Annotated in this window: 3 protein-coding genes; 2 read left to right on the top strand and 1 reads right to left on the bottom strand. The window is 77.1% G+C overall.

Going from position 1 to position 3,179, the window contains the following annotated elements; translation table 11 throughout:
* The first annotated feature begins 308 nt into the window (after window positions 1-308).
* Window positions 309-1,016, top strand: coding sequence for a sigma-70 family RNA polymerase sigma factor (locus ACWEO5_RS38240; RefSeq protein WP_452166670.1), 708 nt, complete (start codon window positions 309-311; stop codon window positions 1,014-1,016).
* Between the two features lie 138 nt (window positions 1,017-1,154).
* Window positions 1,155-1,664 (top strand): hypothetical protein, encoded by a 510-nt coding sequence (locus ACWEO5_RS38235; protein WP_452166669.1) that lies wholly within the window; start codon window positions 1,155-1,157, stop codon window positions 1,662-1,664.
* Window positions 1,665-2,139: 475 nt separating this feature from the next.
* On the opposite strand, the gene ACWEO5_RS38230 is transcribed toward ACWEO5_RS38235, so the two are convergent.
* On the bottom strand, window positions 2,140-3,179 hold a 1,040-nt coding region (locus ACWEO5_RS38230), incomplete at its 5' end, for an FUSC family protein (RefSeq protein ID WP_452166668.1).

The following is a 3,179-nucleotide window of genomic DNA, read 5'->3' as shown; positions in this document are numbered from 1 at the left end:
GGTCACCGTCCCGCCCGCGCCCGACCGCACCGCCGCCACCCGGGCCACCGCGCTGGCCGCGGCGAGCGCCCTCCTGACGGCCGTGGTCGCCCTCGCCGCCGCCGCGGTCCGCGCCGGACGCCGCCGCGCGGCCGCCGGGGAGCCGTCCGCCTGAGCACCGCCCGTCCGAAAGCCGGGCGCCGTACGGACGTTGGCGGGACGTTGGTGCCGCGTTGGCGGCGGCCGGAAGCATGGTCGGCAAGTGGTGGTGGGCCAAGCGGGGGCGGCTTGCCCAATACCGACGACTTGTTGTGAAGGGCTCAACCTCCGTGTCCATCGACACCATCCCGCGAACCGGGAACACCGACGTCACCGCCGCACCGGACGGCACTGCCCCGCCGGAGCGCGCCACCCTCGACCAGCACACCCTGGCCGAGCTGTACCGCCTGCACGGCGGCTACCTGCTGCGGGCGATGCTGCGCGCCACCAGCGGCGACCGGGGCAAGGCCGAGGACATCGTCCAGGAGACCCTGCTGCGGGCCTGGCAGAACCCGGCGGCGATCCGCCGCGGCCCCGAGCACAGCCGGCCCTGGCTGTTCACCGTGGCGCGCCGGATCGCCATCGACCACTTCCGGATGCAGTCGGCCCGCGCCCGCGAGGTGTTCGACGAGTCCGCCGAGGAGCACGCCGGGGCCCACGACCCGTACGACGAACTCCTCGACGCCTGCGACATGGCGGTGGCCCTGGCCGAACTGCCCGACCACCACCGGGACGTGCTGGTCGAACTGCACATGAAGGGCCGCTCGGTGGCGGAGGCCGCCGCCGTCCTCGGCATCCCGGCGGGCACCGTCAAGTCGCGCAACTTCTACGCCGTCCGGGCGCTGCGCCCGATCCTGGAGGCCCGCGGCACGGCCGCCGCCGGGGGAGCGGACGCCGACGCGGGCACCGACGGCACGGGCACCGGCGGCACCGACGGCACGGGCACCGCCGGCACCGATGGCACAGGCACCGGCGGCACGGACGGTACGGGCCCGTGAGGAACGCGGACCGCCCCCTGGACGCCCGGTGCGGGAAGGACCAGACTTGCCTCCGACGTTTCGGGGGGAAGAGTGCAGCAGCAGCCACCCCGGTGGCTTCGACCGTCACCGCTGGGCTACGGCCCGGCGGTCGAATCCGTGAGCAACGTGGCGGCGCCCCTGCTGGCCGGTTTCAGCGTGAGCACGATCGGCATCGTGCTCACCGCCGAGCAGAGCCTCCGGTGGCCCGGGCTGATCCTGGTCGCGCTGACCGTCGCCTCCGCGGCGTTCGTCATGTGCGTCCAGTGCGGCTTCCACGCCCGCCGGCACCTCTACTCGCCGGCCGACCTGAGCGGCTGGTGGGCGGAGGAGGACCTCCGGGTCCACGCGGCGGAACTGGAGGAGGAGCAGCGCCGCGACTACGCGGTGTGGGAGCGCTGGACGCTCTGGACCCGCCGCTGTTACTCGACGGGGATCGTGGCCCTGTGGTTCGGCGTCGGAACCGCCCTGTGCCCGACCCCTGCCGACCACGGCAGCACCGGGGCGCTGAGGTGGGCCGCCGCCTCCGTCGCCCTCGGCACCGGAGTCGGCGAACTCTGCTGGGGCGTCGTACCGGCCTGGAGACGTCGGCGCCGCCGGGCGCGGATCCTCGCCGGGCGACGCCCGTGACCGCATGACCAGTACCGGGGAGGAGCGCGTGTGAACGGGACCGGGGACACCGGGGAGGAGCGCGTGTGAACGGGACCGGGGACACCGGGGAGGACGTGCCCGAGGGGTGGGGCCCGCCGCAGCAGCCGGTTCCGCAGCAGCCGGTTCCGGGGCAGCCGGTTCCGAGCGGGCCGGTGCCGGGGCGACCGCTGCCTCCGGACCCGCCGGTCCCAGCGCCTCCGCCCACGCAGGCCCCGCCGCCGAGCCGGGAGAGCTGCCCCGGCTGCGGGGGGTCGTGGTCGCACTTCCGGGGCTGCGCCCTCACCGTCCTCAGCGTCGAGGAGGCGAGCGTCCTCGGGCTCAGGAAGGCCGAACGGCGGGTGCGCCGGGTCCTGGAGGAGCGGGGGCGGATCGCGCGGTCCTCCGCAACGCCCTACCCCGGCGCCCCCCTCCCGTCCGGGCCCCGCCCCGGCGCCGGTCCGTACGACGAGGCCGGCTACCCCGGCACCGCGCGGCCCCGCTGGTGGCGGAGGCTCCTCGGCTTCCGCCGCGGCCCCTCTGCGCCGTAGCGGGGGGCAGGCACCGGGACGGCGGGAAGCGGGCCGCGGCGGCCGTCGAGGCGGTGCAGCCGGTCGGCGAGGCGGTGCAGGTGGTGGCGGGTGCGGTCGACGTGGTGGTGGTCGGCGGGGGTGAGGGCGAGCGCGCCGTCCACCGTCCGCTCCACCTCCTCGATCAGCGCGGCCCACCGGTCGGTGGCCCCCTGCCGCCACGGCGGCTCCCGCCGGGCACGCTCGAACTCGGCCCGGGCGACCGCGAGTTGCAGGTACGGGGCGAGCGCGGTGCGGGGGCGCAGCGGGGTCAGCGCGAGCGTGGCCTGCTCGACCGCGACGGCCAGCCGGCGGGCCACCGCGAGCTGTCGGTGGCGGGGGCCGGGCAGCTCGCAGGCCAGCACCGCGGCCAGGCAGCCGATCGCGCAGCAGGCCAGGTTGGGCAGCAGCAGCGGCAGCGCCGGATCGCCCGCGATCTGGGTGACCATCAGCACCACCGTGGCCAGCGCCGCCGCCTGGTACAGGTAGCCGGTGCCGGACAGCGCCGGAACCAGCCCGGCCGCCAGCGCGAGCACCGCCAGCAGCACCCAGCCGGTCCCGCCGCAGGCCAGCACCAGCCCGCTGCACAGCACCCCGAGCGCCGTCCCGCAGAACCGTTCCAGCGCACGCCCGGTGACCGGCCCGACGTCCGGACGGCAGACGAACGTCACGTTCAGCACCGCCCAGTACGGGTGCGGCAGGTCGAAGTACGCGGCCGCCGCACCCGCCAGCAGCAGCGCCAGGCCCACCCGCAGCCCGCACCACCAGGACTGCGGGTCCGCCAGCACCGCCCGGGCCACCGCCCGCCGCCCCGCCCGCCAGTCACCCACCGCGACCGGCTCCGCCCCCGCCGACGCCCCCGCCGACGCTCCCGCCGACGCCCCTGTCGGTGCCCCCGCCCCGGGCAGCACCGCAGCCCGGGCCGCCCGGGCTAGCCGCTCGTCCAGCG

The sequence above is a fragment of the Kitasatospora sp. NPDC004272 genome (assembly GCF_053603035.1).
The sequence above is the reverse complement of the archived record's forward strand: the minus strand, read 5'-3'. Positions and strand labels throughout refer to the sequence as shown.